Annotated in this window: 27 protein-coding genes and 1 tRNA gene; 8 read left to right on the forward strand and 20 right to left on the reverse strand. The window is 64.5% G+C overall.

The window, feature by feature from the left end:
* Positions 1 to 11: 11 nt before the first annotated feature.
* The 8 genes from glyS to ACLSSQ_RS16045 form a co-directional block, all read right to left on the reverse strand.
* Positions 12 to 2,126 (reverse strand): glycine--tRNA ligase subunit beta, encoded by a 2,115-nt coding sequence (glyS, locus tag ACLSSQ_RS16010; protein ID WP_416243229.1) that lies wholly within the window; start codon positions 2,124 to 2,126, stop codon positions 12 to 14.
* Positions 2,127 to 2,128: 2 nt separating this feature from the next.
* Positions 2,129 to 3,058, reverse strand: a complete 930-nt coding sequence (glyQ, locus tag ACLSSQ_RS16015; protein ID WP_152090430.1) for a glycine--tRNA ligase subunit alpha — start codon at positions 3,056 to 3,058, stop codon at positions 2,129 to 2,131.
* Between the two features lie 51 nt (positions 3,059 to 3,109).
* Positions 3,110 to 4,627 carry an apolipoprotein N-acyltransferase gene (gene lnt, locus ACLSSQ_RS16020; RefSeq protein WP_416243230.1) on the reverse strand — a complete coding sequence of 506 codons (1,518 nt, stop codon included), beginning with the start codon at positions 4,625 to 4,627 and terminating at the stop codon, positions 3,110 to 3,112.
* 1 nt (position 4,628) lies between these two features.
* A complete protein-coding gene (locus ACLSSQ_RS16025) occupies positions 4,629 to 5,474 on the reverse strand; it encodes an HlyC/CorC family transporter (protein WP_014236299.1) in 846 nt (281 codons plus the stop codon).
* A gap of 59 nt (positions 5,475 to 5,533) precedes the next feature.
* Positions 5,534 to 5,992, reverse strand: coding sequence for an rRNA maturation RNase YbeY (ybeY, locus tag ACLSSQ_RS16030; protein ID WP_416243231.1), 459 nt, complete (start codon positions 5,990 to 5,992; stop codon positions 5,534 to 5,536).
* Positions 5,989 to 6,963: a PhoH family protein gene (locus ACLSSQ_RS16035; protein WP_014236297.1), complete on the reverse strand. Its 975-nt coding sequence runs from the start codon at positions 6,961 to 6,963 to the stop codon at positions 5,989 to 5,991. Before ACLSSQ_RS16035 ends, ybeY begins: the two co-directional genes overlap by 4 nt.
* A complete protein-coding gene (miaB, locus tag ACLSSQ_RS16040) occupies positions 6,963 to 8,264 on the reverse strand; it encodes a tRNA (N6-isopentenyl adenosine(37)-C2)-methylthiotransferase MiaB (RefSeq protein ID WP_416244301.1) in 1,302 nt (433 codons plus the stop codon). Before miaB ends, ACLSSQ_RS16035 begins: the two co-directional genes overlap by 1 nt.
* An 86-nt stretch (positions 8,265 to 8,350) precedes the next feature.
* Positions 8,351 to 8,809, reverse strand: coding sequence for a hypothetical protein (locus ACLSSQ_RS16045; RefSeq protein ID WP_416243232.1), 459 nt, complete (start codon positions 8,807 to 8,809; stop codon positions 8,351 to 8,353).
* Between the two features lie 103 nt (positions 8,810 to 8,912).
* Between ACLSSQ_RS16045 and ACLSSQ_RS16050 the strand changes: the two genes are divergently transcribed.
* A tRNA-Met gene (locus tag ACLSSQ_RS16050) sits at positions 8,913 to 8,989 on the forward strand.
* Between the two features lie 132 nt (positions 8,990 to 9,121).
* Here ACLSSQ_RS16050 and pilQ read toward each other — a convergent pair.
* Genes pilQ through ACLSSQ_RS16075 form a run of 5 tightly spaced genes read right to left on the reverse strand, consistent with a single transcriptional unit; the run spans position 9,122 to position 14,145 of the window.
* On the reverse strand, positions 9,122 to 11,296 hold the full coding sequence (gene pilQ, locus ACLSSQ_RS16055; protein ID WP_416243233.1) for a type IV pilus secretin PilQ: 2,175 nt from the start codon (positions 11,294 to 11,296) through the stop codon (positions 9,122 to 9,124).
* Entirely contained in the window at positions 11,293 to 11,823 is a 531-nt protein-coding gene (locus tag ACLSSQ_RS16060) for a pilus assembly protein PilP (RefSeq protein WP_130459407.1), read from the reverse strand. Before ACLSSQ_RS16060 ends, pilQ begins: the two co-directional genes overlap by 4 nt.
* Positions 11,820 to 12,503 carry a type 4a pilus biogenesis protein PilO gene (locus ACLSSQ_RS16065; protein WP_014236292.1) on the reverse strand — a complete coding sequence of 228 codons (684 nt, stop codon included), beginning with the start codon at positions 12,501 to 12,503 and terminating at the stop codon, positions 11,820 to 11,822. Before ACLSSQ_RS16065 ends, ACLSSQ_RS16060 begins: the two co-directional genes overlap by 4 nt.
* Positions 12,500 to 13,069: a PilN domain-containing protein gene (locus ACLSSQ_RS16070; RefSeq protein WP_014236291.1), complete on the reverse strand. Its 570-nt coding sequence runs from the start codon at positions 13,067 to 13,069 to the stop codon at positions 12,500 to 12,502. The genes ACLSSQ_RS16065 and ACLSSQ_RS16070 overlap by 4 nt, the downstream gene beginning before the upstream one ends.
* Positions 13,066 to 14,145 carry a pilus assembly protein PilM gene (locus ACLSSQ_RS16075; RefSeq protein ID WP_014236290.1) on the reverse strand — a complete coding sequence of 360 codons (1,080 nt, stop codon included), beginning with the start codon at positions 14,143 to 14,145 and terminating at the stop codon, positions 13,066 to 13,068. The genes ACLSSQ_RS16070 and ACLSSQ_RS16075 overlap by 4 nt, the downstream gene beginning before the upstream one ends.
* 162 nt (positions 14,146 to 14,307) lie before the next feature.
* Between ACLSSQ_RS16075 and ACLSSQ_RS16080 the strand changes: the two genes are divergently transcribed.
* Positions 14,308 to 16,623, forward strand: a complete 2,316-nt coding sequence (locus ACLSSQ_RS16080; RefSeq protein ID WP_416243234.1) for a penicillin-binding protein 1A — start codon at positions 14,308 to 14,310, stop codon at positions 16,621 to 16,623.
* A gap of 12 nt (positions 16,624 to 16,635) precedes the next feature.
* Positions 16,636 to 16,992 (forward strand): DsrE/DsrF/TusD sulfur relay family protein, encoded by a 357-nt coding sequence (locus tag ACLSSQ_RS16085; RefSeq protein WP_416243235.1) that lies wholly within the window; start codon positions 16,636 to 16,638, stop codon positions 16,990 to 16,992.
* 39 nt (positions 16,993 to 17,031) lie between these two features.
* Here the strand turns inward: ACLSSQ_RS16085 and cyaY are convergent, their stop codons facing one another.
* Entirely contained in the window at positions 17,032 to 17,349 is a 318-nt protein-coding gene (gene cyaY, locus ACLSSQ_RS16090) for an iron donor protein CyaY (RefSeq protein WP_416243236.1), read from the reverse strand.
* Positions 17,350 to 17,469: 120 nt separating this feature from the next.
* Here cyaY and lptM point away from each other — a divergent pair, with 120 nt between their 5' ends.
* The 5 genes from lptM to ACLSSQ_RS16115 all read left to right on the forward strand — a co-directional run bounded on the left by lptM (position 17,470) and on the right by ACLSSQ_RS16115 (position 21,672).
* A complete protein-coding gene (gene lptM / locus ACLSSQ_RS16095; RefSeq protein ID WP_205230173.1) occupies positions 17,470 to 17,643 on the forward strand; it encodes an LPS translocon maturation chaperone LptM in 174 nt (57 codons plus the stop codon).
* Positions 17,640 to 18,896 carry a diaminopimelate decarboxylase gene (gene lysA, locus ACLSSQ_RS16100; RefSeq protein ID WP_416243237.1) on the forward strand — a complete coding sequence of 419 codons (1,257 nt, stop codon included), beginning with the start codon at positions 17,640 to 17,642 and terminating at the stop codon, positions 18,894 to 18,896. The genes lptM and lysA overlap by 4 nt, the downstream gene beginning before the upstream one ends.
* 81 nt (positions 18,897 to 18,977) lie before the next feature.
* Positions 18,978 to 20,369, forward strand: a complete 1,392-nt coding sequence (locus ACLSSQ_RS16105) for an ATP-binding protein (RefSeq protein WP_416243238.1) — start codon at positions 18,978 to 18,980, stop codon at positions 20,367 to 20,369.
* Positions 20,366 to 20,947: a response regulator transcription factor gene (locus ACLSSQ_RS16110; RefSeq protein ID WP_014236283.1), complete on the forward strand. Its 582-nt coding sequence runs from the start codon at positions 20,366 to 20,368 to the stop codon at positions 20,945 to 20,947. Before ACLSSQ_RS16105 ends, ACLSSQ_RS16110 begins: the two co-directional genes overlap by 4 nt.
* 305 nt (positions 20,948 to 21,252) lie before the next feature.
* Positions 21,253 to 21,672 carry an RNA-binding S4 domain-containing protein gene (locus ACLSSQ_RS16115; RefSeq protein WP_416243239.1) on the forward strand — a complete coding sequence of 140 codons (420 nt, stop codon included), beginning with the start codon at positions 21,253 to 21,255 and terminating at the stop codon, positions 21,670 to 21,672.
* Here the strand turns inward: ACLSSQ_RS16115 and napF are convergent.
* From napF to ACLSSQ_RS16145, 6 genes are all read right to left on the reverse strand, one after another.
* Positions 21,669 to 22,169, reverse strand: coding sequence for a ferredoxin-type protein NapF (napF, locus tag ACLSSQ_RS16120; protein WP_416243240.1), 501 nt, complete (start codon positions 22,167 to 22,169; stop codon positions 21,669 to 21,671). The two genes, ACLSSQ_RS16115 and napF, sit on opposite strands and share 4 nt — an antisense overlap.
* A 102-nt stretch (positions 22,170 to 22,271) precedes the next feature.
* A complete protein-coding gene (locus tag ACLSSQ_RS16125; RefSeq protein WP_014236280.1) occupies positions 22,272 to 23,141 on the reverse strand; it encodes an ethylbenzene dehydrogenase-related protein in 870 nt (289 codons plus the stop codon).
* A gap of 109 nt (positions 23,142 to 23,250) precedes the next feature.
* Positions 23,251 to 23,841, reverse strand: a complete 591-nt coding sequence (locus ACLSSQ_RS16130; protein ID WP_014236279.1) for a NapC/NirT family cytochrome c — start codon at positions 23,839 to 23,841, stop codon at positions 23,251 to 23,253.
* Positions 23,842 to 24,124: 283 nt separating this feature from the next.
* A complete protein-coding gene (gene ccmI, locus ACLSSQ_RS16135) occupies positions 24,125 to 24,988 on the reverse strand; it encodes a c-type cytochrome biogenesis protein CcmI (protein WP_416243241.1) in 864 nt (287 codons plus the stop codon).
* Entirely contained in the window at positions 24,985 to 25,500 is a 516-nt protein-coding gene (locus tag ACLSSQ_RS16140) for a cytochrome c-type biogenesis protein (protein ID WP_130459416.1), read from the reverse strand. Before ACLSSQ_RS16140 ends, ccmI begins: the two co-directional genes overlap by 4 nt.
* Entirely contained in the window at positions 25,497 to 26,081 is a 585-nt protein-coding gene (locus ACLSSQ_RS16145; protein WP_130459417.1) for a DsbE family thiol:disulfide interchange protein, read from the reverse strand. Before ACLSSQ_RS16145 ends, ACLSSQ_RS16140 begins: the two co-directional genes overlap by 4 nt.

Raw genomic sequence — 26,081 nt, forward strand, 5'->3', positions numbered from 1 at the left:
CTCCGCGAAACTCAGGCCGACAGCTTGGAAATGTCCGCCACCTGGTTCATGGCCAGGTGCAGGGTGGCCAGCAGGCCGAGGCGGTTGGCCCGCAGGGCGGGATCTTCCGCATTGACCATGACGTCGTTGAAGAAGGTATCCACCGGCGCCTTGAGAGCCGCCAGGGACTGCAGGGAGGCGGCGTAGTCGCCCTTGGCGAAGGCCGCATCGGCAGCCGGCTTCACCTCGGCCAGGGCCTGGGCCAGGGCCACTTCGGCGGCTTCCTGGAGCAGGGCGCTGTCGATCTTGGCGGCGACGCCACCTTCCACCTTCTTCAGGATGTTGCCCACCCGCTTGTTGGCGGCGGCCAAGGCTTCGGCTTCCGGCAGGGCGGCAAAGGCGCGCACGGCGGCCAGGCGCTTGGGGATGTCGCCCAGACGCTGGGGCCGCTGGGAGACCACGGCATCCACTTCCTGGGCGCTGTAGCCCTGCTCCCGCAGGCTGCCGGCGAGGCGGTCGTAGATGAAATCGGCCAGGGCCTCGTTGGCGGCCTTGAAGCCTTCCACCTGGGCGAAGGTGGCGGCGGCACCGGCCAGCAAATCGGAGAGCGGCAGGGCAAGGTCGCCCTCGGCCAGCATGCGGATCACGCCCAGGGCGTGGCGGCGCAGGGCAAAGGGGTCCTTGTCGCCGGTGGGAATCTGGCCGATACCGAAGAGGCCCACCAGGGTTTCCAGCTTGTCGGCCAGGGCCACCACGGTGCCCACATTGCCCCGGGGCAGGCTGTCGCCGGCGAAGCGGGGCTTGTAGTGGTCCTCGATGGCGTCGGCGATATCGGCGGAGAGGCCGTCATGCAGCGCGTAGTAGCGGCCCATGATGCCCTGCAGTTCGGGGAACTCGCCCACCATGTCGGTGAGCAGGTCGGCCTTGGCCAGCAGGGCAGCCTGTTCGGCCTGCAGCGCCAGGGCGTCGCCGCCGAGCTGCTGGCCGATGGCCTTGGCGATGGCGCAGACCCGCTGCACCCGCTCGCCCTGGGTGCCCAGCTTGTTGTGATAGACCACCTTGGCCAGGCCGAGGACGCGGGATTCCAGGGTCTTCTTGCGGTCCTGGTCGAAGAAGAACTTGGCGTCGGCCAGACGGGGGCGCACCACCCGCTCGTTGCCGCCGATGACGGCGGAAGGATCGGCCGGGGCGATGTTGCTCACCACCAGGAACTGGTTGGTCAGCTTGCCGCTGGCGTCCAGCAGGGGGAAGTACTTCTGGTTGGCCTTCATGGTGAGGATCAGGCATTCCTGGGGCACGGCCAGGAATTCGGCTTCGAACTTGCCGATCAGCACATTGGGGCGCTCCACCAGGGCGGTGACCTCGTCCAGCAGGGCCTCGTCCTCGATGGGCTTCAGGTTGGGGCCGGCCTTGGCCGCCGCGGCTTCGAGCTGGCGCACGATCTCGGCGCGGCGCTCGGCAAAGCTGGCGATGACGGCGCCGTCCCGCTTCAGGGTATCGGCATAGCTGTCGGCGTCGGCGAAGGTCACCACTTCCTTGGCCGCTTCAAAACGGTGGCCCAGGGTGGTGTTGCCGGAGGTCAGGCCGAGGATGGCAAGGGGCACCACCTCGCTGCCGTGCAGGGCCACCAGGCGGTGGGCGGGACGCACGAAATTGACGCTGGTCCAGCCGTCCTGCAGCTGGTAGCTCATCACCTTGGGAATGGGCAGGGCGGCCAGGGCCGCTTCCAGGGCCTTCTGCAGGCCTTCGGCCAGGGCGGCACCCTTGGCCAGGCTGTCGTAGAACAGCACTTCGGCCTTGCCGTCGTTCTCGCGGCGCAGGCTGGGGACGACGGAGGCGTCAGCACCCAGGGCGGCAAGCTTCTTCAGCAGGGCCGGGGTGGCATTGCCGGCGGCGTCCAGGCCCACGGCCACGGGCATCAGCTTCTGCACCACGGGCTTGTCGGCGGCCACGGCCAGCACGTCGGTCATATGGGCGGCCAGACGGCGGGGCGAGGCGTAGGCGATGACGGCGGCGGCTTCGGGCGCCAGGCCCTGGGTCTTGAGGGACTGGGCCAGGGTCTGGGCGAAGACTTCGCCCAGCTTCTTCAGGGCCTTGGGCGGCAGTTCCTCGACGAACAGTTCAACGAGCAGATTCTTGGCGGACATGATCAGGCGACTTTCTTGGCGTTCTGTTCTTCAAGCTTGGCCAGCACTTCGGCGGACCATTCCTTGGGCGCCATGGGGAAGCCCAGGCGGGCGCGGGAATCCAGGTAGGACTGGGCGACGCTGCGGGCCAGGTTGCGGATGCGGCCGATGTAGGCGGCCCGCTCGGTGACGGAAATGGCGCCCCGGGCATCCAGCAGATTGAAGGTGTGGGCGGCCTTGAGCACCTGCTCGTAGGCCGGCAGGGCCAGCTGGGCCTGCATCAGGTGCTGGGCCTGCTTCTCGTGGGCACCGAAGGCGGTGAACAGGAAGTCGGCGTCGCTGTGCTCGAAGTTGTAGGTGGATTGCTCCACCTCGTTCTGGTGGTACACGTCGCCGTAGGTGAGGCCTTCGGTCCACTTCAGGTCATAGACGTTTTCCACGCCCTGCAGGTACATGGCCAGGCGCTCCAGGCCGTAGGTGATCTCGCCGGTGATGGGCTTGCAGTCGATGCCGCCGACCTGCTGGAAGTAGGTGAACTGGGTCACTTCCATGCCGTTCATCCACACTTCCCAGCCCAGGCCCCAGGCGCCCAGGGTGGGGTTTTCCCAGTCGTCCTCGACGAAGCGCACGTCGTTCTTCTTCAGGTCGAAGCCGAGGGCTTCCAGGGAGCCCAGGTACAGCTCCAGGATGTTGTCGGGAGCGGGCTTGAGCACCACCTGGAACTGGTAGTAGTGCTGCATGCGGTTGGGGTTTTCGCCGTAGCGGCCGTCCTTGGGCCGGCGGGAGGGCTGCACGTAGGCGGCCTTCCAGGGCTCGGGGCCGATGGCCCGCAGGAAGGTGGCGGTGTGGCTGGTGCCGGCGCCGACTTCCATGTCGTAGGGTTGCAGGAGGGCACAGCCCTGTTTGCTCCAGTAGTCCTGCAGACGCAGGATCACTTCCTGAAAGGTAGGCATGGGTATGGGGTTCGCCAAAAAGCGTTGGAAATTTGTCGGAAACGTTGGATTTTACTGGGTTTCCCGCCGCCGTGCCAAAGCACCTGCAGCCAGGAGAAGGGTCGCCAGAAACAGGGCCACCGTATTGCCGGTGCGGGCAAAGGGCGTCAGCCCCTGGTAACCCCGCACCTCGGCCACCAGGGCGCCTCGGGTGAAGGGCGGCAGCACGGCCTGGACCCGCCCATCCGGGGCCACCACGGCGGTCATGCCCGTGTTGGTGGCGCGCAGCATGGGTCGACCGGTCTCCAGGGCCCGCAGCTGGGCGATCTGCAGATGCTGGGGCTGGGCCAGGGAATGGCCGAACCAGGCGGTGTTGGAGAGATTGACCAGCAGGGTGGCCCGGGGCAGGGCATGGATGATCTCGCCGCCGAAGACGTCTTCGTAGCAGATGTTGGGAGCGATCTGCTGGCCGGCCAGGGCCAGGGTCGGCTGTTGGCCGCCGCCGGAGGAAAAGTCCGACATGGGCATGTGCATGAGATCGAGGAACCAGCGGAAGCCTGGCGGCACGAATTCGCCGAAGGGCACCAGGTGGGCCTTGCTGTAGGACTGCTGGGGACTGGCGCCGAAGCCGATGGCGCTGTTGTAGTAGCGCCGCTCACCGCTGCTCTCGTCGGCCACCGGCACCCCCAGCAACAGGTCGCCGCCGCGGCGGGCGGCCAGGGCCTTGAGGTCGGCGATGAACTCGGGGGGCAGCTGGTCGTAGAGGGCCGGCACGGCGGTTTCCGGCAGCACCGTCAGGTCCGCCGGATTGTCCCGGGCCAGGCCGACGTAGGTGGTGAGGGAATCGAGAAAGCGCTCCGGCTGCCATTTCAGATCCTGGGGAATGTTGCCCTGGAGCAGGGCCACCCGCAGCGGCTCGCCCACCGGCGCAGTCCATTGCACCAGCCCCAGCCCGGCGCCGAGGCCGAGCAGCAGCAAGACCAGCAGCCCAGGCAGACGCTGGCGCCCCACCACCGCCAGGGCGCCCCAGGCGCCCAGCAGGGCGGAGGCCAGGGACACGCCATACACGCCGAGCAGCGGCGCCAGGCCAGCCAGGGGCGACGGCGGCGACTGGGAGTAGCCCAGGGCCAGCCAGGGAAAACCGGTGAGCACCCAGCCGCGGGCCCACTCGGCCAGCACCCAGCTGGCAGCGAACAGGCATGCGCTTCTCCAGGATGCCTTGTCGGAGAAATCCAGCCGGCGGGCGCTCCAGGCCGCCGCCATCGGATAGAGGGCCATGTAGGCGCACAGGGCCAGGGTGGCCAGGGCGGCCACCGGCAGGGGCATGCCGCCGACGTCGTGGAGGCTGACATAAACCCAGGAGACGCCGCCGAGGAATTGGGCCAGGCCGAAGGCGAAACCGCGCCAGGCCGCCGCCCGGGGCGACGGCGCCCGGCTCACCAGGAGGAACAGGGCGCCCCAGCTGAGCCAGGCCAGCCAGAAGACAGCGAAGGGAGCGAAGGCGCCCACCCCCAGCAGGCCGGCGCCGGCCGCCAGCAGACGGGCCCGCCCGTCGCTGCGTACTACGGAGAGAAAAGCGGCGATTCCCACCTTATTCGGTATCGCCGATGGTGCGGGGCGTATCCACCAGCAGGGTATACAGGCGCCGGCTGTCGGCCCGCAGGACCTGGAAGCGGACGTGGCCCACCTCCACCACTTCGTTGCGCTTGGGCACCCGGCCCAGGTGGTGCAGCAGCATGCCGCCGACGGTGTCGAAATCGTCGTCGGGGAAAGTGGTGCCGAAGGCGTGGTTGAAGCTGGCGATCTCGGTCTGGGCCTTGACCCGGTAGCGGCCGGACTGGTCCAGCTGGATGTTATCCACCGTCTCGTCGAAGTCGTATTCGTCCTCGATTTCGCCGACGATCTGCTCCAGCACGTCCTCGATGGTCACCAGGCCGGCGACGCCGCCGAACTCGTCCACCACGATGGCCATGTGGTTGCGGCTGACGCGGAACTCCCGCAGCAGCACGTTGAGACGCTTGGATTCGGGGATGAAGACGGCGGGGCGCAGCCAGTTGCGCAGGCTGAAGTCCCGCTCGATGATGGAGCGCAGCAGGTCCTTGGCCAGGAGGATGCCCAGCACGTCGTCCTTGCTCTCGCCAACCACCGGGAAGCGGGAGTGGGCGGTCTCGATCACCGTGGGGATGAGCTGGTCCAGGGAGGAGTCGATGTCGATCACGTCCATCTGGGCCCGGGGCACCATGACGTCGCGGACGGAGGTTTCGGAGGCGGCCATGGCCCCTTCGATGATGGTCAGGGCGTCGGCGTCGAGCAGGTCGCGCTCGAAGGCGGAATGCAGCAGGGCGAGGAGTTGCTCCCGATCCTCGGGCTCGCGCAGGAGGAGGGAGGAAAGGCGTTCGAGCAGGGTCGGTTTGGGCGAACTAGGGGAAGGGTCCATGGGCGGGGTTAGGCAACGGAAATTGGGGATGGGGAACCTGGGCGTCCCACCGGTGCCGCTCAGGCGGCGTAGGGATCGGGGTAGCCGAGGCCGGCCAGGATGTCGCGTTCCCGGGCCTCCATGTGCTCGGCCGCCGCTTCTTCTTCGTGGTCGTAACCTTGCAGGTGCAGCATACCATGCACCACCAGGTGGGCGTAGTGAGCCGCCAGGGGCTTGCCCTGCTCGGCTGCTTCCCGGGCCACCACGGCATGGCAGATGACCAGGTCGCCCATGACGACGGGCTCGTATTCGTAGGGGAAGGAGAGGACGTTGGTGGCGTAGTCCTTGCCCCGGTAGTCCCGGTTCAGCTCCTGGCCTTCGTCGGCTTCCACCAGGCGGATGGTGACCTGGCCGCCCTTCATGCCGTCCACGCTGAGGGCGGCGCGGGCCCAGGCACGGAAATCGTCGCGGCAGGGTAGGCCTTCCCGGTTACAGGCGTATTGCACCGAGAGGTTGAGGCGGCGGCTGGGCTGGTTCATGGCTTGCGTCCGTGTTCTTCGTAGGCGGAGACGATGCGGGCCACCAGGGGGTGGCGCACCACGTCTTCCTTGAGGAATTCGGTGAAGGCGATGCCCCGCACTTCGCGCAGGATCTGGGCCGCTTCACGGAGACCGCTCTGGTGGCCCCGGGGCAGGTCCACCTGGGTCAGATCGCCGGTGACCACGGCCTTGGCGCCGATGCCGATGCGGGTGAGGAACATCTTCATCTGTTCCGGCGTGGTGTTCTGGGCCTCATCGAGGATGATGAAGGCGTGGTTGAGGGTGCGCCCGCGCATGAAGGCCAGGGGGGCGATCTCGATGGCGCCCTTTTCGTAGAGTTTGGTCACCTTGTCGAAGCCCATCAGGTCGTAGAGGGCATCGTAGAGGGGACGCAGGTAGGGATCCACCTTCTGGGCCAGGTCGCCGGGCAGGAAGCCGAGGCGCTCACCGGCCTCCACTGCCGGCCGGGTGAGGACGATGCGCTCCACCTGGTCCCGCTCGAAGGCATCCACGGCGCTGGCCACGGCCAGATAGGTCTTGCCGGTGCCGGCGGGGCCGATGCCGAAGGTAATGTCGTGATCCTGAATGTGCTTCAGGTATTCGATCTGGCGCGGCGTGCGGCCGTGCAGTTCGCTCTTGCGCGTGATCAGGGCCGGCGAGGTGGGGTCGATGCCGGCGGAACCGGCCCGGGCCGGCTGGTTCAGCAGTTCGATAAGCCCCAGCTGGATGTCGTCCACCGACAGGGGCTCCCTGGCCTTGGCGTAGAAGCGGCTGATGGCGTCGGAGGCACGGCGGGCCTGGGCGACGGAACCGTGGAAGGTGAAACGCTCGCCGCGGCGGGTGATGGTCACATCCAGGGCCGTCTCGATCTGCCGCAGGTTCTCGTCCAGGGCGCCGCACAGGTTGGCCAGGTACTGGTTGTCCACCGGGGACAGGAACAGCTCCAAGGGCCGGGTTTTGCTCGCACCCATCAGGCGACCACGCCTTCCCGGGTGACGATCTCACCCCGCAGGGAATGGGGCAGGGCCGAAGTGATGGTGACGTCCACGAAGTGGTTGATGAGGCGGGGATTGCCGACGAAATTGACCACCCGGTTGTTGTCCGTGCGGCCGGCCAGCTCGTTGGCATCCTTCTTCGACGTGCCTTCCACCAGCACCCGCTGCACCGTGCCGACCATGGCCTGGGAAATGGCCATGGCCTGCTCCTCGATGCGCTTTTGCAGACGAGCGAGGCGGGCCAGCTTCACATCCTGGGGCGTGTCATCTTCCAGTTCCACCGCCGGGGTCCCGGGGCGGGGGCTGTAGACGAAACTAAAGGAGGTGTCGAAGCCCACGTCCTCGATCAGTTTCATGGTCTTCTCGAAATCCTCCTCGGTCTCGCCGGGGAAGCCGACGATGAAGTCGGAGCTGAGGGAAATGTCGGGCCGCGCCACCCGCAGCTTGCGGATGATGCTCTTGTATTCGATGGCGGTATAACCGCGCTTCATCACCGCCAGCACCCGGTCGGCGCCGGCCTGCACCGGCAGGTGCAGATGGGAGACCAGCTTGGGCACCTTGGCGTAGGTGTCGATCAGACGCTGGGTCATTTCCCGCGGGTGCGAAGTGGTGTAGCGGATGCGTTCGATGCCGGGCATCTCGGCGATGTACTCGATGAGCATGGCCAGGTCGGCGACCTCGCCGCCGAACTCGCCCCGGTAGGCATTGACGTTCTGTCCCAGCAGGGTCACTTCCTTCACCCCTTGCTGGGCCAGGCCGGCCACTTCGGTGAGGATGTCCTCAAAGGGGCGGGACACCTCGGCGCCCCGGGTATAGGGGACGATGCAGAAGGTGCAGAACTTGGAACAGCCTTCCATGATGGAAACGAAGGCGGTGGCACCTTCCACCTTGGCCGGGGGCAGGGCGTCGAACTTCTCGATTTCCGGGAAGGACACATCCACCGCCGCCTTGCCCTGGCTCTTCCGCTCGGCAATCAGCTGGGGCAGGCGGTGCAGGGTCTGGGGACCGAAGACCACGTCCACATAAGGCGCCCGGGCCACAATGGCGGCACCTTCCTGGCTGGCCACACAGCCACCAACGCCGATCACCAGGTTGGGATTGAGCTTCTTCAGGTGCTTGACCCGGCCCAGGTCGTGGAAAACCTTCTCCTGGGCCTTTTCCCGCACGGAACAGGTGTTGAAGAGAATGATGTCAGCCTCTTCGGGGTTGTCGGTCTTTTCCAGGGGTTCGGACTGGTTCAGCACATCGGCCATCTTGTCCGAGTCGTACTCGTTCATCTGGCAGCCGAAGGTTTTGATGTAAAGCTTTTTGGACACGGGATCGCTACGTATAGGTGATGAAGGCCGGAAGGCCGGAAGCTGCATCAGTTGGAAGAGGCTGCCGCAGCGCCGGCAGTGCCCATGGCAGGCAAAGTGGGCAATGGCAGCGGTTGGGCCGGAATTTTCCGGGGATTCAGGTTCGCATATTCAGCCGCAGACAGGATCCAAACGCGGATCACATCGCCATTTACATCCACCTGATACCGCACGGGCACCCCACCGCTAACGGATGCCAGTACATCGGGCATCCGGATCAGATTGTCTGTTCCGCGAATCTGCGCCCCTGGCGCCAGCCGATACAGATAAGCGCCAATGGCAATCTGACCATTGCTCACTCCCTTGAGTTCGCCAAACGACGCCCCATCAGGAATGGCTCGCATGATTTCACCCTGCGCCTGCACCGCCATGGCGGACAGCAACGACAAGAGCAACAGAAATCTTCGTAAATTCATCGGATTATTATACAGCACGAAAACCACCCGCCTTGTCAGGCCGGAATCCAAACGCCCCCCAAAGCGGCACGACGCTGGATAGTTGACCTGGAGCGCCCTGAAAGATAGAATCGCGCACCTTGGATTGGGGTCGCACGCGGCCGCCAAACAATATGGTGATGTAGCTCAGACGGTTAGAGCGATGGATTCATAACCCATAGGTCGGCAGTTCGATTCTGCCCATCACCACCAAACACCAAAGAAAATGGCCCGCATTGCGGGCCATTTTCTTTTGCTCGTCCACTCAGCGCTCCCCTGCCCAGCAGGTTGCCATTTCAGCGCACCCCGAAGCGGCGGCCATCACCAGACGGCCGCCGACGAGCTTTAACGCAAAGCCAAGTCGCCAGAGACAATTTTCGGCGTGATGAAAATGAGCAACTCCACCTTGTCTCGATCCGTCCGAGTATTGCGGAACAGGAAGCCGACATAAGGCAGGTCACCCAGGAACGGGATACGACTGGTAGCCTGATTCTCGGTTTCTTCGTAAATACCACCGATCACAACCGTCCCGCCGTTCTCCACCAGGATGTCGGTCTTGATGTGCTTGGTCTTGATGGCGATCACATTGCTGGCAATGGTGGTATCGGGAACATCCTTGTTGATATCCAGAGACATGATGACCCGGCCATCAGGCGTAATCTGGGGCTTCACCTTCAGGGACAGATTCGCCTTCTTGAACATCACGGCGGTGGCCCCGGAACTGGTAGCCTGCTGGTAGGGAATTTCAATACCCTGCTCAATGATGGCCTCTGCCTGATCCGAGGTCATGACACGAGGGCTGGAAACCACCTTCCCTTTGCCATCCACTTCCAAGGCCGACAGCTCCAAGTTGAGGAAGCGGGTGGCACTAGGATTAAAAAGGACCAGCGAGAAAGCTCCGGCTTGGGAACCCTTGATCGCACTGGCAGGCAAATTAACGCTAGTCGCAGAATTATTGTAGGTGGCCGAATTATCCAGCATGACCTTCGCTGGCCGCGTGATCGTTTCAATACCCGTTGTCGCATCAATGGTACGGCTAATTACGTTCTGATAGGTCTCCCGCGCCTGATCCAGCATGCTGCCGCCAATCCGACTTTGCAGACGCCCCGTTCCATTGGCTGGATTGCTGATGTCATTAAAACCAAGTCGAACGCCGAGGTTCTTACTGAAGTTGTCTGTCGCCTCGACGATTCGGGCCTCGATCAAAACCTGCCGTACCGGCACGTCGGTTTTCGCAATGATTTTGCGCAGTTCCTCAAGCCGGGTGGGAGTGTCCTGAATGAACAAAGTATTGGTTCTTGGGTCCATCACCGCGCTACCGCGCTTGGATAGAATCCGTTGCTTTTCATCGGTCAGGACCTTATGGAAAGCCTCTGCCCGTTGATAGTTCAATTGAAAGGTTTCTGTCTTCAACGGCTCAACATCACTGATCTGCTGCTTGGCCTGAAGTTCCAGCTCTTCCTTCTTCAACAACTCGTCTTTCGGGGCAATGAGCAGAACAGTTCCCCGCCGACGCTTATCCAATCCACCTCGCTCCAGAATCAGGTCAAACGCCTGATCCCACGGAACATTTTGCAGGCGCAGGCTGATCGAGCCGGACACGGTATCCGACATCACGACGTTGTAGCCAAATTCCTCACCCAGCGTCTGCAGCAACTGTTTTACCGGGGTGTTCTGGATATTGAGGGATATCTTGTCACCACCATACTCATGCGGGCCGCCGGAACGGGCCAGTTTGTTCGGATCTTCAGAAACGGCCTTAACCTCAATGACAAACTGATTTTCAGCCTGGTAGGCCTGATGTTCCCAGAGCCCCTTCGCCGAAATTGCAACCCGAGCATTGCCGGCCTGCGGCATTGCCGTGACACTGGTTACAGGCGTGGAAAAATCGGTCACATCGATCTTCTGGGCCATGTGTGGCGGCAGAGTTGCCTTCTGGAACTCGACAATTACCTGCTCCCCTTGCTGGCGTACATCCACGCCAACATTGGCATCACTGAGATCAATGACCACCCGCCCTTCCCCGCCCGCCCCTCTCCTAAAATTAATCGAGCGGATTGCGTGGGTAGTCGCCGCGTACTTTGACTCGGCAAACTGACTGACCTTGTTGTCAGCCACAATCGCCCCGGTCACTTTCGTCAGCGTGACGTAAACCTGATTGCCTTCTAGGCGCGTTTCGTAGGCCATGGGCTGATTCAGGTTCAGAACCAACCGGGTCCGCTTATCGGACTGAACAACGTTATAGCCACGAATACCACCGCTGGACAACTGCTCGGCATTTTTACCGAGGCTGTTTTCCGTATCCGGGAAATCCAAAGCCACGCGCGCCGGGCTGGCAACACTGAAACTGGCAGGGATAGCAGCCAGCGGATTTTTTAAAGACACCTTGAGCGTTACGGAGTCGCCCTGGGTTGCTACATTAATCGCTTCAATCGCGTTGGATTGAGCCACCCCATAGGCGGAGAAGGATAGCAATCCCAGCAGGGATGCAACCTTCAGGATCTGTTTATAAAACTTCATTTTCCGTCCCCCGTTTCCTGGAGTTGTAGCGAGCTGACACGCTCCACCCAATCACCAGAACTTTCCTGAACCAACTCACGCAAAACAATCTGCGTTTCATCAATATTGGTAATAATCCCAAAGTTCTGGCCCATGTAATTCCCGATCTTTACCTGGTGCAGCGAACTGTCAGCCAGAACAATCCCATTTGCCAGCTTTCCCCGATAGAGGAAGCCCACATACTTCAGTGATTCAAGCGGATAAGCTTCCAAGGCCTCCTTCGGGCGATTGAAGTCCGGCAGCAGCCCACCTCCGCCCGCTTTGTTGGCCGGGTTCAGCTTGGCTGCCTTAAATGGATCAATATTGCCGGCGGCATCGTAAGCAACGGCTTCATAAGGCTTCATCTCAGGAAGAGGGGCCACTCGCCCTTTCAGATCCTTGGTGGATTCTTGCATCCACTGCTTCAAGTCCTCGTGCTCACCATCCCCGCATCCGCCAAGAGCCAAAACGAGCACACTTGCACCGATCGCTAGACGACGGTTACTCATTTTTTGCCTCCCGCAGCTTTCTTCGCAGCTTCTTGTGCCGCCTTCTTCTGCTTGGCGACCTCTTCTTCATCCAGATAACGGAAGGTTTTGGCAATAGCCTCCATGCTGAGGCTGCCATCTTTTTGAGGGGCGATTGCGATGTTGTTGAGCGTAACGATACGAGGCAACCTGCCAATATCCTCGGCAAAAGCACCCAAATCGTGGTAATTCCCGGTCAATTTTACGGAAACAGGAAGCTCCGCATAAAATTCCTTAAGCGCCTCCTGACCAGGCTTGAATAACTCAAAGGAAAGCCCCCGCCCCAAACCGGACTGATTGATTTCCACGAGAAGGGATTCAACTTCTGCCTTGTTTGGCAGTTGTTTCAGCAATGCGCCGAACGAGCGGTCAATTTCATTGAGCTGCTGCTCATAAAGGCTCAAGTTGATTGTCTGGCGCTTTTTGCTGACATATTCGTCCTTGAGCTTCAGCTCTTCCTCTCGCCGGCCATCGAGCACACCATACTGCTCACTCCAGACGACCACGTAACCTGCAACCAACAGGCCAACAAAAAGTCCAATCAGCACGGCAAACCTTGGGACAGCCGGCCAGGCTCCAATATCATTGGGGTTAAGGTTACGAAAATCCTGTGCGATTTTTTCAAAGTTCAGCGCTGGCAAAGAGATTTTTGGCTTATTCATTTTTTCTCCTTGGCCGTATCCGAAGACTCTCGCGTCAACGTCAAGGTCATGCTGAACTCGCTCAAACGCCGACGCGCCACATCTACCGACTTGATTTCAATCAGATTGGGCTTCTCCATCCATTGGGAAGCTTCCACGTTACGCATCAACGTCGAGACTCGAGCATTGGACTGGGCCAACCCAGTGAGGGTTACCTGCCCCCCCTCCTGCTTGATCGACTTCAGATAAACCCCCTCAGGTACCTGAATCGCCAACTCGGAAAGAAGCCGAACTGCCTCGGCACGATCGCGCTGCAGGGACTCGATAACCTGCTTGCGCGCCAGCAAGGCCTGGGTTTTCTCACGCAACCCCTTGATTAGATCAATATCCTTGTCCAGGCTGGCAATTTCCTTTTTCAGGAAGGCATTTTTTTCTTCTTGAACGCTGATATAACCACCAATCACGGTATAACCAAGGAAAATAATGAGACATGCCAAAACGGAGATTAGCCCCGCCAAAGCATAAAACTGCTGCCGCCGCGCCTTGCGCTTTTCCTCGCGGTGAGGAAGAAGATTTATTCGAATCATTCTTCAAACCTCCGCAAGGCCAAGCCACAAGCCACCATTAGCGAAGAGGCATCATTGACCAGGTTGCGCGGCCGGACGCGGTCCGAGACGGACATGCCGGCGAAGGGATTGGCGACCAGGCAATTGACCTGGGTCCGAGTGGCCACCACTTCGTCCAGCCCGGGAATGGCTGCACATCCACCAGCCAGGACCAGATGATTGACCTGATTGTACTGGGTGGAAGTAAAGAAGAACTGCAAGGCCCGGGAGACTTCCAGCGCCAGGCTTTCCATGAAGGGACGCAACAGTTCGGCTTCGTAGTTCTCCGGCAGGCCACCGTTGCGTTTGGCTGCATCGGCCTCTTCGAAGCTCATGCCGTACTGGCGGACGATGTCCTGGGTCAGCTGGGCGCCGCCGAAGGCCTGCTCCCGAGCATAGACCTGCTGGCCATTACGCATCACGGTCAGGTTGGTGACGTTGGCGCCGATATCCACAATCGCCACCACCTGGTTCTTTCCCTGGTCCGGCAACTGGCGCTCGATCAGTTCGAAGGCGGCGAGGGCAGCATAGGACTCCACGTCCATGACTGCCGCCTTGAGCCCGGCAGCTTCGGCCACGGCCACCCGGTCTTCCACCTTTTCCTTGCGGGAGGCGGCAATCAGCACTTCCACCTCATCCGGCGAGGACGGGGCGGGACCGATAACCTGGAAGTCCAGGTTCACTTCCTCCAGGGCGAAGGGGATGTACTGGTTGGCCTCGGATTCGACGAGTACTTCCAGTTCTTCTTCCCGCTGCCCGGCCGGAACGATGATCTTCTTGGTGATGACGGCCGCGGCCGGCAAGGCCATGGCTACCTGACGGGTGGAAGTACCCATGCGTTTCCACGCCCGCTTGACGGATTCCGCCGCGGCTTCCAGATTGACGATATTGCCATCCGCAATGACGTCCCGGGACAGCACTTCGATGGTATATCGCTCGACGCGGAAACCATCCTTGGCATTACCGGAAAGCTCGACCATCTTGACGGCGGACGAACTTATGTCCAGACCGATCAAGGGCTTGGCCTTCGGATTGAATATCGAGAGGTCGAGCTGCAAACCGGACTCCCCAAAAAAGTCCCTTTAAATATATATAGTTAGGGACAATACAGATAATTTACTTTAGATGCTAGCAGCAACTATAGAGCATGTAAAGCGAATTAACCCCGGCAAAAGGGCCGGCGTATAATCCGCGTTTCCCGTCGTTACAGGTCTGCCCCTTTGCCTGCCCTGCCCTCCCTCCCCCCGGCCCTGCGCTGGATTCTCTATCCCATCTTCATCGTCGCCGGACTCGCCGTCATCGGTGCCGCCCTGGCGGGTATGGTGCTGATCCTGGCCTATCCCAACCTGCCTTCCCTGGAAGTCCTCACCGATTACCGGCCGAAGATTCCCTTACGTGTTTACTCGAGTGACGGCGCCCTGATCGGCGAATTCGGCGAGGAGCGCCGGGCCCTGGTGCGCATCCAGGACGTGCCCTCGGTGATGAAGCACGCCATCCTGGCGGCCGAGGACGAGCGCTTCTACCAGCACGGTGGCGTGGACACCCTGGGGGTGTTGCGGGCGGCGGTGGCCAACCTTTCCGGCGGCGGCAAGCGCCAGGGGGCTTCCACCATCACCATGCAGGTGGCGCGCAACTTCTTCCTCTCCAGCGAGAAGACCCTGTCCCGCAAGTTCTATGAGGCCCTGCTCTCCTTCAAGATCGAGCACAACCTCAGCAAGGACGAGATCCTCCAGCTCTACATCAACCAGATTTACCTGGGCCAACGGGCCTACGGCTTTGCCGCCGCCGCCCAGATCTATTTCGGCAAGTCCCTCAACGACATCACCGTGGCCGAGGCGGCCATGCTGGCCGGCCTGCCCAAGGCCCCCTCCTCCTTCAACCCGGTGGTCAATCCCAAGCGGGCCCGCCTGCGCCAGCAATATGTATTGCGGCGCATGCACGAACTGCATTTCATCGACGACAAGCAGCACGAGGAAGCCCTGAAGCAGACCCTGGTGGTGAAGCGGGATGCCAACGAGTTCTCGGTGCACGCCGACTACGTGGCCGAAATGGCCCGCCAGATCGCCGCCGAACGCTTCCCCGACGACGTCTATACCCGCGGCCTGCGGGTGTACACCACCATCCTCAAGGCCGACCAGGAAGCCGCCTACCAGTCCCTGCGCAAGGGGGTCATGGACTACGACCGGCGCCACGGCTACCGGGGGGCGGAAGCCTACGCCGACATGAAGGAAGTGCAGACCGACCAGGATGAATACCTGGAAGACCTGCTCTCCGACCATAATGACGTGGGCGACCTGCAGGCCGCCATCGTGCTGCAGGCCGACACCAAGACCGTCAAGGCCTACAAGCGGGGAGGCGAGCTGGTGGTGCTCTCCGGCGACTCCCTCAAGTTCGCCGCCCGCATGCTGGATGACAAGGCGCCCCCCAACAAGCGCCTGAAGCGGGGCGCCATCATCCGCCTGCAGAAGGACGACAAGGGCAACTGGCAGATCAGCCAGCTGCCGGAAGTGGAATCGGCCTTCGTCGCCACCGACCCCCGGGACGGCGCCATCCGCGCCCTGGTGGGCGGCTTCGACTTCAGCCGCAACAAGTACAACCACGTCACCCAGGCCTGGCGCCAGCCCGGCTCCAGCTTCAAGCCCTTCATCTACTCGGCAGCCCTGGAGAAAGGCTACACCCCGGCCACCATTGTCCAGGATTCGCCCATCGTCATTCCCGCCAGCGCCACCGGCAGCACCCCGTGGGAGCCGCATAACTACGACGGCAAATATGAAGGCCCGATGAAGCTGCGCACGGCCCTGGCCAAGTCCAAGAACATGGTCTCCATCCGCGTGCTGCAGGCCATCGGCACCCAGTACGCCCAGGACTACGCCACCCGCTTCGGTTTCGACGCCGAGAAGCACCCGCCCTACCTGACCATGGCCCTGGGCGCCGGCTCCGTCACACCCTGGCAGATGGTCAGCGCCTACGCCGTCTTCGCCAATGGCGGCTACCGCATCCAGCCCTACGTGGTGCGGGACATCCGGGACGACAAGGGCAACATCCTGGCCCAGGCCCAGCCGGTGCCGGTGGGCGACGAAGGCAACCGGGCCATCGACCCGCGCAATGCCTACCTGATGGATTCCATGCTGCGCGACGTGGCCATCTTCGGCACCGCCGCCAAGGCCTCGGTGCAGCTCAAGCGCCGCGACCTGGCCGGCAAGACCGGCACCACCAACGACTACATTGACGCCTGGTTCTGCGGCTACCAGGCCACCGTGGTGGGCTGCGCCTGGGTCGGTTTCGACCAGCCGAAGAAGCTGGGCAGCGGCGAGACCGGCGGCCTGGTGTCCCTGCCCATCTGGATCAATTACATGCACACGGCCCTCAAGGACGTGCCGGAGAGCTTCCAGCCGGCGCCCGAAGGCCTGGTATCCGTGGATGTGCCGAGCGAACGCTCCAAGACCGGCACCGCCAAGGAGTTCTTCTATAGCGAAAACGTACCCGCCGAAGTGCCGCCCGAACCCAAGGATGACGGCAGCAAGCCGGTGGATTGAGCGGGAACCGCCATGCAGAACGTACTCATCATCGTGCACGCGCCGCCCTACGGCAGCGAGCGGGTGCTCTCCGCCCTGCGCCTGGCCACGGCCCTGGCCGGCAACGAAGCCCGGCCGGCGGTGCGTCTCTTTCTCATGTCCGATGCGGTGGTGGCCGGTCTGGCCAATCAGGTGGATGCGGCCGCCGGCGGCGGCCTGCGGGAGATGATCGAGGCCCTGGTGGCCCAGGGCGTGCCGGTGAAGCTGTGCCGGACCTGCGCCCAGGCCCGGGGCGTGCATGAACTGCCCCTGATCGCCGGCACCGCCATCGGCACCCTGCCGGAACTGGCCCAATGGACCCTGGAGGCGGACAAGGTCCTGACCTTCTGACGGGACGGGCCCCTCTCAGGCGGCCACGCCGCCTGGCGCTCAGCGCAGGGGTACCGGCTCCCCGGCCTGCTCGGCAAGCAGGCGTTCCAGCTTGGCAAAGAGTTCGCTCCCATCCCGGGTGTCGATCCAGCTGCCGTTGTCGGGGCGGAAGTGGAAGCCGCCGGAGCGGGCTGCCACCCAGATTTCCCGGGCGGCGCCATGACGGTTGATGATCATCTTGGAACCGTCGGCAAACTCCACTTCGAGCACGCCGCCGGCACCCAGTTCGAAATCCACGTCAGCCCCGCTGTTTTCCAGGCCGGCCTCGATGGCCGCCAGGGTTTTTTCCGCCAGGGCGTTGAATTCGCTTTCTTCCATTTCCGATCCATTCTGCTGTGAAGGCAAGGGTTTGGGCCCTGTGCTACCATGACCGGTCACGACAAGGGCGGCCTCCTGGGGTCCTCTCCTTGCGCCCGAATTCCAAGTGAGCCGTAAGCCATGCACCCACGTTATCTGATTGCCGGCCTGCTGGCCCTGACGCTGACCGCCTGCGGCAGCAAGGGCCCCCTGGTCTATCCGCCGTCTGCCGACGGGCAGGCCCGGCCGGCACCGAACACCGGCGCCAATCCTAACATGCAGTCCCCCTCCCCTTCCCAGATACAGCCGCAATGAACTTCTTCTCCCGCAAAAATGGCGTCCTGCACGCCGAAGCCGTTGCCCTGAGCAGCATCGCCGCCCAGTTCGGCACGCCCACCTACGTCTATTCCCGGGCCGCCCTGGAAGCCGCCTACGGCGAGTTCCGCGATGCCCTGGCCGCCCATCCCGCCGGTGCCGGCGGCCTGGTCTGCTACGCCGTCAAGGCCAACTCCAACCTGGGCATTCTCAGCCTCTTCGCCCGCCTTGGCGCCGGTTTCGACATCGTTTCCGGCGGCGAACTGGAACGGGTCCTGGCGGCCGGCGCCGAGGCCGGCAAGGTGGTCTTCTCCGGCGTCGGCAAGACCGAAGCGGAAATGGCCCGGGCCCTGGAAGTGGGCATCCGCTGCTTCAACGTCGAGTCCGTGCCCGAGCTGGACCGCCTCAACGCCGTCGCCGTGCGCCTGGGCAAGAAGGCCCCCCTGAGCCTGCGGGTCAATCCCAATGTGGATGCCAAGACCCACCCCTATATTTCCACCGGCCTCAAGCAGAACAAGTTCGGCGTCGCCTACGAGGATGCCCTGGCCCTCTACCGCCGCGCCGCCAGCCTGCCCGGCATCGAGGTCACCGGCATCGACTGCCACATCGGCTCCCAGCTGCTCGACGCCGCCCCCTTTGCCGAAGCCCTGGACAAGGTGCTGGCCCTGGTGGACCAGCTGGCCGCAGCCGGCATCCGCCTGCACCACATCGACCTGGGCGGCGGCCTCGGCATCCGTTACCTGGACGAAGCGCCGCCCCGGGTGGCCGATTACCTCACCCCCCTGCTGCAGAAGCTGGAAGGACGCGGCCTGCAGGTCATCCTGGAGCCGGGCCGCCGTCTGGTGGGTAATGCCGGCCTGCTGCTGACCAAGATCGAATACCTGAAGCCGGGCGAGGAAAAGAACTTCGCCATCGTGGATGCGGCCATGAACGACCTGATGCGCCCCGCCCTTTACGATGCCTACCACGACATCGTCGAAGTGGCTCCGGGCAATGCCGCCAAGGCCAGCTACTCCATCGTCGGCCCCATCTGCGAATCCGGCGACTTCCTCGGCCACGGGCGGGAACTGGCGGTGGTGCCGGGCGACCTGCTGGCGGTGATGTCCGCCGGCGCCTACGGTTTCTCCATGAGCTCCAACTACAACACCCGCCCCCGGGCGGCCGAGGTCATGGTGGACGGAGACCAGGTGCACCTGGTGCGCCGCCGCGAGACCGTGGCCGAGCTGTTCGCCCTGGAAAGCCCCCTGCCCTGACCCCCGCGGGTGCCGCGGCAAAATGTCGCAGCGGCACCCCACATCCCCTCGCCCCGCCCCGCGGGCGCTAGAATGGCGGCGATGCCTGCCGCCACCCCCTCCCTGCCCGCCACCCCATCCGTCGCCTCCGGCCAGCCCCTGGCCCGGCTGGTCATGCTGCGCCGGATCGAAGTCCTGGCCCAGGGCCTGGTCCTGGTGCTGGCTGCCGGCTGGCTGCGCATTCCCCTGGAAGTCCTGCCCATGGCGGCCGCCAGCATCGGCCTGGGCCTCTTCAATCTGTACACCCAGTGGCGCCTAGGCCGCCCCCGGCCCGTGGGCGACCGGGAATATTTCTGCCAGCTCCTGCCCGACGTGCTGGTGCTGACCCTGCTGCTCTATTACGCCGGCGGCTCGGCCAATCCCTTCGTCTCCCTGTTCCTGCTGCCCCTCACCATCGCCGCCGCCACCCTGCCCGGGCGCTACATCTGGGCCATGGCCGGCATCACCCTGGGGGCCTACACCTTCCTCATGTTCTTCAACCTGCCGCTGCCGCCGCCCCAGGGCGACCTGGCCCGGCTGGACGAAATCCTGGCCCGGGCCAGCGGCGTCACCCCGGAACACGCCGGCCACGGCGGCGGCTTTGCCCTGCACGTGCTGGGCATGTGGTTCAACTTTCTGGTGAGCGCCCTCATCGTTGCCTTCTTCCTTTCCCGCCTGGCCGCCACCCTGCGGGAGCGGGAACGGGAGCTGGGCGAGGCCCGCCAGCGGGAGCAGGAGCGGGCCCTGCGCCACGAGCAGATCCTGGCCCTGGGCACCCTGGCCGCCGGCGCCGCCCACAAGCTGGGCACGCCCCTGTCCACCATGGCCGTGGTGCTGCGGGAACTGGAGCTGGAGCACGGCCAGACCCCGGCCCTGGGAGAAGACCTGGCCCTGCTGCGGCAACAGGTGGACCTGTGCAAGCGCACCCTGACCCAGGTCCTGGCCTCCGCCGGCGCCGCCCGGGAAGGACAGGAAGCCGCCCCCGCCCAGCCCCTCGGCCAGTGGCTCAACGAACTGCTCGACGGCTGGCGCGTGCTGCGGCCCCGGGTGCGGGTGGACTACCAGTCGGCAGATGGTGACGCCGAGCCTCTGGTGCAGGCGGAGCCGAGCCTGGAGCAGGCCCTCATCAACATCCTGGACAACGCCGCCGACGCCTCCCCCGAAGGGGTCGAAGTGCGCAGCCGCTGCCAGGGCGAGGACTGCATCATCGAATTCCTCGACCGGGGCCCGGGCCTGGACCCGGCCCTGGCGCCGCGCCTGGGCCAGGCCTTCGTCAGCACCAAGGACGACCCGACCCAGGCCGGCGGCAGCGGCATCGGCCTGTTCCTCACCCGGGCCACCCTGGAACGCTTCGGAGGCCGCCTCGAACTGTGCAACCGGCCGGCCCCGGAAGGCTCCGGTGCCTGCTGCCGCATCACCCTTCCCCTCGCCGCACTGAACCGCCACAGGCCATGAACGACACCCTTCCCGCCAGCACCGACGCCCTCGATGGCCCGGACAACGACTGCCCCACCCTGCTCCTGGTGGACGACGACGAAGTCTTCCGCCGGGTCCTCACCCGGGCCCTGGAACGCCGCGGCTACCTGGTGACGCCGGCGGACAGCGCCGAGAGCGCCTACGCCCTGGCCAGCGCCAATCCGCCCGAGTACGCGGTGGTGGACCTGAAGATGCCCGGCGACTCGGGCCTGGTGCTGATCGAAAAGCTGGCCGCCCTGGAGGCGGGCACCCGCATCGTCATGCTCACCGGCTACGCCAGCATCGCCACGGCGGTGGAGGCCATCAAGCTGGGCGCCACCCACTACCTGGCCAAGCCGGCGGACGCCGACGAGATCGTCGCCGCCCTGCAGCGCACCGCCGGCGACGCCACCACGCCGGTGGCCGACTCGCCCCTGTCGGTGGACCGGCTCGAATGGGAACACATCCAGAAGGTGCTGGCGGAACACGGCGGCAACGTCTCCGCCACCGCCCGGGCCCTGAAAATGCACCGCCGCACCCTGCAGCGCAAACTGGGCAAGCGCCCGGTAAGGGAATAGGGGCCGCCCCCAGGCCATCACCAGGGGTACACCCCGCCCCTCCGAGAGGCAGAAGGGACGCCACTCTTCGGAATGCCATCCCGGAGATGCAAGCAGCACGGGCATTCCAGGCCAGGCATCCACAGCCGTCCACTCCCGACGGGACACTGGCCCCAACAGCCGGTGGGACGGCCTGCACCACGGCAGGATGGGCATAGACCGGGGAGCGCGCTAGACTGCGGCCGGCGGCTGGTGCCGCTTGCCTGGCGCCAGCCAGCATCCCCGAGCCGCGTTCTACCCCAACCCTTTCAGCCTCTCCACGCCCCATGGTCGACGACACCCCCCTGCCCTACATTCCCGGACTCAGCCGCGACGGCCGCCTGCGGCTGGACAAATGGCTGTGGGCCGCCCGCTTCTTCAAGACCCGGGCCCTGGCCCAGGACGCGGTGGAGGGCAACAAGGTCAAGCTCAACGGCCAGACGGTGAAGGCCTCCCGGGAGGTCAAGGCCGGCGACCGCCTCGACATCGGGACGGGTCAGGAACGCTGGGAAGTGACGGTGCTGGCGGTCAACGGCCAGCGGCGGCCGGCGCCGGAAGCCCGGCTGCTGTATGAGGAAAGTGCGGAATCCGTGGCGCGCCGCGCCACCGAGCAGGAACAACGGGCTCTGGCCCCCTCCCCCGGCCAGGACAGCCGGGGCCGCCCGACCAAGCGGGACCGGCGCCGCCTGGACCGCTTCGCCGGCTAATCCGGACGGCCGATGCTGATGGCCGCCGTCGGGCAGGGCGCCAGGCAAGCGCCGCAGCCGGTGCAGCGGTCTTCCAGCAATACCGGCAGGGCCGGGCCGCCGGCCCGGGCGGGAAAGCGCAGGGCGCCCTCGGGACAGAAATCGCCGCAGCTGCGGCACTCCACCTGCTGCCGGGCAAGACAGGCCTCGCCGGCGGCGGCCTTGTAGGACCAGGGTTGCCGGTCATCCTCCCGGCGCAGGGCCCGGGGCCGGCAGGCGCTGGCGCACTGGCCGCAGAAGGTGCATTCCCCCTGGCGGAAATCCACCACCGGCGGCTGGCCGGGGGCCAGCGCCGTCAGGATGCCGGTGGGACAGACCCGGATGCAGTCGCCGCAGCCGGTGCATTGCTGCAGGAAGGCCGCCTCGTCCACGGCCCAGGGCGGCCGCAGGGGCGCCGCCGGGGCGCTGCGGCCGCGGAAAAAGCCGCGCCGGGACAGGTTGGCAGGGGAATGGCTCAAGACGGCGTGCTCCGCGGCAGTAGCAAAGAAAAAGGCGGGGCAACTGCCCCGCCCCAATTGGCCGCAAAGCCAACTCGCGAAGATTTGCGGCCCGAGAGATCGTTACTGCTTGGCGGCGGTCACGTCGGCCTTGGCACCGACGCCCAGGCTGTAGCCGAAGGAAACGTGGTGGAAGCGGCCGCCGGCGTGGTCGTCGTGGATGGCGAAGCCGAAGGGCACGGTCTTGCCTTCGGCCAGGGCTACGTCGCCTTCGCCGCCGGTGAGCTTGCGGGTGAAGGTGACGGTCCAGGTGTCGCCCTTCTTCTCGCCCTTGGCATCCACCAGGGCCTTGCCGCCTTCCATGACGCGCTTGTCGGCGATGTAGCCGTCCACCGGCTTGGCGCCCTTGCCGCTCTTCCACTGGATCAGATCGTAGTAGACGCCGCCGGCCACATTGCCGTCCTTGACGTACTTGGTCTTCTTGTCGTCGGCGCCGGGCATGGTACGGGCGTCGGTGTGGCAGCTCTGCCAGCAGCCGACCTGGTCGGCCAGGGGCACCTTGTCGCCGGCCAGCAGCACGGTCAGCTTGACCTCGTTGTCCTTGTCCAGCTTCTCGCCGCCGCTGGCGGGCTGCTTCCAGGAGAAGCGGAAGTACACGTTGTCCTTGTCGTAGGCGGCCTGGACGTTGACCGGGATGGAGCCGGCCTTGCCCTTGGGCGGGTTCGGTTCCAGCTTCTCGCCGGAGACCACCTTCTTGCCGATGTCGGCGATTTCCTCTTCGTGGCAGCCGGTGCAGGCCTCGCCCTTGCGGATGCCCTTGGCGCCGCTGTGGTCGGTGCCCTTGGTGATCCACTCGATGCCGGAGGTGCCCGGGTAGAACACGGTGATCTTCTTGGCGGGGACCTTGGACCAGTCGGGAGCGGCGAAAGCGGCCTGGCTGCCCAGGGCCAGCATGAGGCCGACGGCGGAGGCGATGGCGGTTTGCTTGAACATGGTGTAACTCTCCATTCTTGATTTGGGCTCGGGGAGCCGGCTGCTTGGTTCAGGGGCGGGGCCTTGCTGCGCCCCGCCGGTTACGGCCTGCCGTGGGATTCGACGCAGATTACTCGTCGTCGTCCTCGGGCATGTTCTGGGGTTTGTGGTGGGCAATACCCTTGTGGCAGTCGATGCAGGTCTTGTTGTCCTTCTGGGCCAGCTCGTGCATCTTCTTGGCGCGGGGCTTCTGCTTGTCCGTGTTCATGCCGTCGAAGCTGTGGCAGTTGCGGCACTCGCGGGAATCGCTCTTCTTCATCCGCTCCCACTCGTGGGTCGCCAGTTCCAGGCGCTTGGCCTCGAACTTTTCCTTGGTGTCGATGGTGCCGGTGAGCTTGCCCCAGACTTCCTGGCTGGCCTGGATCTTCCGCTTCATCTTGTGCACCCAGTCCTTCGGCACGTGGCAGTCGGAGCAGACGGCACGCACGCCGGTGCGGTTGGAGTAATGGATGGTCTGCTTGTATTCCTGATACACGTTGTCCCGCATCTCGTGGCAGGAGATGCAGAACTCCAGGGTGTTGGTGGCTTCCATGGCGGTGTTGAAGCCGCCCCAGAAAATGATGCCGCTGACGAAGCCGACGGTGATCAGCGCAAACAAGGAATACTTGGCGCTGGGCTTCTTGAGGGTGGCCCAAAGGCCGGTTTTCTGATTCTCGGACATGATGCGCTTTCTCTCCCTGAGGCCGGCAGCAGGGCTGAAATGCCCGAACCGGACTTCTCTCTATCGTGGGAAGCAGTCTAGCCGAGGCGAAAAGCCCGGATATTTGATGCGGGTTAATTCCGCGCAAAAACGCGGAACGGCCCGTGCGGGCCGTCCGTAACGCGCGATAAACGCTGGAAAATCATGGGTTTCGCAAGCCCCTGCCGCCTCAGGCAGGGTGGGAGCGCTTCTCCGGCATGGGGCGCCTGAAAATGGCGCCCCGCCTGCCTTGCAGGCCGGCCGCCTACTTGCGGGCAGCCTTTTTCCCCGGCTGGGCGGCGGCCTTTTCCCGCAGGCGGTCCAGGGCTTCCTTGAGGGAGGTCTCCTCTTCCGAGCCTGGTTCCACCATGGGCAACAGCCGTTCCCAGTAGCCGATGGCGGCCTTGTAGTCCTCCCGCTCGCCGGCGGCGACGCCGGCCAGGATCAGGGCCTGGGGCTCTTCCGGATTGAGCTTGAGGGCCTGGTTGATGAGCTGGGTCGGCTTGCCGGCGAAACGGCCTTCGCTGAGGCTGGCCAGGGTTTCGGCGTAGTCGGTGAGCAGGGCGGCGTTTTCCTGCAGCAGCTTGCCGCCCTTGGCGTAGGCGTCGGCGGCCTCCTGCAGGCGGCCCAGGGTCTTGTAGGAGCGGGCCAGCATGATCCAGCCCTTTTCGTCGTCCGGATTGTCCTTCATGCGGGCGGCCAGCTTGCCCACCATGTCGTTGATCTGCTCCGCCGTCACCTGGGGCTGGGCCTGCAGGTTGCGCGGGTCCAGGGCCTTGGGGTTGCCCAGCAGGGTGTAGCCCAGCAGGGCGGCGGCGGGCAGCAGCAGGGCCAGGACGATGGCAGTGGGGCGGCTCGGCCCCTGGCGCGGCGCGACCGCCTCGGCAGCCACGTCCACCTCTTCCAGCAGGCGCCGCTGCAGTTCTTCCCGGGCCTGCTGGTAGTCGGCTTCGCCCAGGGTGCCGGCGGCCTTTTCCTTTTCCAGCTCGGCTTCCTGGTCGCGGAACACGGCCAGGTTGGCCTGACGGCGGTCGGCCCGGCTCACCGCCCGGCCCCTGAGCAGGGGCGGCAGCAACAACAGGACGACGAGGGCCACCAGGACGGCGGCGGCGATGGCAAAGGCGGTCATTGGGCGGAATCTTTCTTGTCGGAGGCGGCGGCTTCCTGCAGCAGGGTTTCGGCGCGGCGGCGCTCGGCCTCGGAAAGGCCGCCGCCGGCAGCGGCCGTGGCGGCCACGTTACGCCGGCGCAGGTAGCGCACCAGGGCCACCAGGCCGACCACCAGGATCAGCAGGGGACCGAACCACAGCAGGGCGGTGTTGTTCTGCACCGGCGGCCGGTAGAGGACGAAGTCGCCGTAGCGGGCCACCATGAAGTCGAGGATTTCCCGGTCGCTCTTGCCCTGCTGGATCATGCCGCGGATTTCCCGGCGCAGGTCCAGGGCCAGGTCGGCGTTGGAATCGGCAATGGTCTGGTTCTGGCAGACCAGGCAGCGCAGCTCGGCGGAAATTTCCATGAGACGCTTTTCCGCCACCGGGTCGGCGGCCAGGTCGGCCGCTTCCTTGGCCTGCAGGGAGGCGAAGGGGGCCAGGGCCGCCAGGGCCAGGCAGGCGGCCAGGAACAGTCGCTTGAAGGGGCTCATTTGTTCAGCTCCGCCACCAGGGGCAGGATTTTCTTTTCCAGCACCTCGGGGGTGATGGGGCCGATGTGCTTGAAGCGGATGACGCCGGCCTTGTCGATCAGGTAGGTCTCGGGAGCGCCATAGACGCCGTAGTCGATGGCGACGCGGCCGTCCAAGTCCATGATCACCGTCTGGTAGGGATTGCCTTTGGCCGCCAGGAGCTTGCCGGAGCGCTGGATGGCCAGGGCCATTTCCTTCTCCGGGGTGTCGGGCTTGCTGTCCAGGGCACCGTCGCCGCGCACTTCCTTCCAGTTGAAGCCGACGATGGGCAGGTAGTTGCGCTTGGACATTTCCACCAGCACCGGGTGCTCCTGCACGCAGGAGGGACACCAGGTGGCCCAGACGTTGAGCAGCCACACCTGGCCCTTCATCTCCTCGGGGGAGAAGGTCTTGGCCGGGTTATCCAGGCGCGGCAGGGCGAAGGCCGGGGCCGGCTTGCCCACCAGGGGCGAGGGCACTTCCCGGGGATTGAGGTTGAGGCCGATGGCCAGCAGCACCACCAGGACGATGAAACCGATGAGGGGCCAGAGGAACTTGTTCAT

This window comes from Azospira sp. APE16 (assembly GCF_047901315.1).
GTDB lineage: Bacteria > Pseudomonadota > Gammaproteobacteria > Burkholderiales > Rhodocyclaceae > Azospira > Azospira oryzae.

What these genes read in the sequence shown, in the direction of transcription:
- ACLSSQ_RS16085 (WP_416243235.1), top strand. Translation starts at nt 16,636, where the DNA reads ATGCAGAACGTACTCATCATCGTGCACGCGCCGCCCTACGGCAGCGAG.
- pilQ (WP_416243233.1), bottom strand. Translation starts at nt 11,296, where the DNA reads ATGAAGTTTTATAAACAGATCCTGAAGGTTGCATCCCTGCTGGGATTG.
- ACLSSQ_RS16065 (WP_014236292.1), bottom strand. Translation starts at nt 12,503, where the DNA reads ATGAATAAGCCAAAAATCTCTTTGCCAGCGCTGAACTTTGAAAAAATC.
- ccmI (WP_416243241.1), bottom strand. Translation starts at nt 24,988, where the DNA reads ATGACCGCCTTTGCCATCGCCGCCGCCGTCCTGGTGGCCCTCGTCGTC.
- ACLSSQ_RS16035 (WP_014236297.1), bottom strand. Translation starts at nt 6,963, where the DNA reads ATGGGTGCGAGCAAAACCCGGCCCTTGGAGCTGTTCCTGTCCCCGGTG.
- ACLSSQ_RS16060 (WP_130459407.1), bottom strand. Translation starts at nt 11,823, where the DNA reads ATGAGTAACCGTCGTCTAGCGATCGGTGCAAGTGTGCTCGTTTTGGCT.
- lysA (WP_416243237.1), top strand. Translation starts at nt 17,640, where the DNA reads ATGAACTTCTTCTCCCGCAAAAATGGCGTCCTGCACGCCGAAGCCGTT.
- ACLSSQ_RS16125 (WP_014236280.1), bottom strand. Translation starts at nt 23,141, where the DNA reads ATGTTCAAGCAAACCGCCATCGCCTCCGCCGTCGGCCTCATGCTGGCC.
- glyQ (WP_152090430.1), bottom strand. Translation starts at nt 3,058, where the DNA reads ATGCCTACCTTTCAGGAAGTGATCCTGCGTCTGCAGGACTACTGGAGC.
- lptM (WP_205230173.1), top strand. Translation starts at nt 17,470, where the DNA reads ATGCACCCACGTTATCTGATTGCCGGCCTGCTGGCCCTGACGCTGACC.
- ACLSSQ_RS16105 (WP_416243238.1), top strand. Translation starts at nt 18,978, where the DNA reads ATGCCTGCCGCCACCCCCTCCCTGCCCGCCACCCCATCCGTCGCCTCC.
- ACLSSQ_RS16145 (WP_130459417.1), bottom strand. Translation starts at nt 26,081, where the DNA reads ATGAACAAGTTCCTCTGGCCCCTCATCGGTTTCATCGTCCTGGTGGTG.
- ACLSSQ_RS16130 (WP_014236279.1), bottom strand. Translation starts at nt 23,841, where the DNA reads ATGTCCGAGAATCAGAAAACCGGCCTTTGGGCCACCCTCAAGAAGCCC.
- cyaY (WP_416243236.1), bottom strand. Translation starts at nt 17,349, where the DNA reads ATGGAAGAAAGCGAATTCAACGCCCTGGCGGAAAAAACCCTGGCGGCC.
- miaB (WP_416244301.1), bottom strand. Translation starts at nt 8,264, where the DNA reads ATGAACGAGTACGACTCGGACAAGATGGCCGATGTGCTGAACCAGTCC.
- ACLSSQ_RS16140 (WP_130459416.1), bottom strand. Translation starts at nt 25,500, where the DNA reads ATGAGCCCCTTCAAGCGACTGTTCCTGGCCGCCTGCCTGGCCCTGGCG.
- ACLSSQ_RS16025 (WP_014236299.1), bottom strand. Translation starts at nt 5,474, where the DNA reads ATGGACCCTTCCCCTAGTTCGCCCAAACCGACCCTGCTCGAACGCCTT.
- ACLSSQ_RS16070 (WP_014236291.1), bottom strand. Translation starts at nt 13,069, where the DNA reads ATGATTCGAATAAATCTTCTTCCTCACCGCGAGGAAAAGCGCAAGGCG.
- ACLSSQ_RS16110 (WP_014236283.1), top strand. Translation starts at nt 20,366, where the DNA reads ATGAACGACACCCTTCCCGCCAGCACCGACGCCCTCGATGGCCCGGAC.
- ybeY (WP_416243231.1), bottom strand. Translation starts at nt 5,992, where the DNA reads ATGAACCAGCCCAGCCGCCGCCTCAACCTCTCGGTGCAATACGCCTGT.
- ACLSSQ_RS16115 (WP_416243239.1), top strand. Translation starts at nt 21,253, where the DNA reads ATGGTCGACGACACCCCCCTGCCCTACATTCCCGGACTCAGCCGCGAC.
- glyS (WP_416243229.1), bottom strand. Translation starts at nt 2,126, where the DNA reads ATGTCCGCCAAGAATCTGCTCGTTGAACTGTTCGTCGAGGAACTGCCG.